Genomic DNA, 937 nt, shown 5'->3' with positions numbered 1-937 from the left:
GGCAGATATTTCCACCACAACACATGAACGCTCTATCATTCTCTCTTTCCCCTTAAGAACTAAAGAGTAATGACTCTTACCAGGCATAAAACCAACAAACTTATTAGTAAAGTTATTGGAAAGAGGACTGTTTTCTACCTCTACAACTCTGTTATTCGGAAAGACGCACATTACCCGCTCACCATCACGGACAATTTCGCCCATCTCGCCATCGAGTTGCTTTAAGCGCTCTTTCTCAAGACCCTTCTCGTACTGGTGAATAACACTCATGGTACTCGACATAGCACCTCTCGAGAACATAAAGCGTCCACGATAGTTCTGCTCTACAGAGGCTTGTTGCATAAACATCAACCAATCAATTGCTTCCCAGGCGCTGCGCTCCTTTGGAAACTGATAAATCCATTCCTCCTTGGCGCCTTGAGCATAGAGCGGCGCACCGACAAGACAAAAAAGTAGCAACAACCCACGCAGAAGAACTTTAGTATTAAGCTTATTCAAATCAATTAACATGATGATATTTTCACTTCCAAGCTCAGCTTATATTCCAACAGAATTGACACTTGCAACCCTAGCCAAAGGCATAAAACCAGACTGAGTACCACGTATCGAGTGTTCAGCATGCCTCAGTAAATACTGACTAAAATGACGCGCCTGCTCTTCAGTCATCTCAACAACAACCTTAGGCTCTTGCGCAGAAACTTTAAGCAGCGCACCTTCAGCAGAAATATTCGCAGCAGTGCTTTGTATTTCATCATTCAGTTCAGTCGTACCTTGAAAAGCAAAAATAAAGGCAAAAGCGACACTGGCCGCTAAGGCAAGCCAAGCACGACTTCCGCCTCTTTTGCTCGACGATTCAGAGCTATCATCAAGAAGCGGAACAACTTTTTGATCCTCACGGCGATCAGCAAGATTCTGAGGGACAGTACCTTCTACGCTA

At 44.3% G+C, this 937-nt stretch carries 2 protein-coding genes; both read right to left on the bottom strand.

The features are described from left to right. On the bottom strand, window positions 1–510 hold a 510-nt coding region (locus tag A3757_RS24360; protein ID WP_304439223.1), incomplete at its 3' end, for a sigma-E factor regulatory protein RseB domain-containing protein. 27 nt (window positions 511–537) lie between these two features. Further along, window positions 538–937: hypothetical protein (locus tag A3757_RS27375; RefSeq protein WP_197470292.1), on the bottom strand; the 400-nt coding region annotated here is incomplete at its 5' end.

The sequence above is a fragment of the Oleiphilus sp. HI0117 genome, assembly GCF_001635235.1.
Note: the sequence above shows the minus strand (reverse complement) of the source record. Positions and strands in the feature narration are given on the sequence as shown.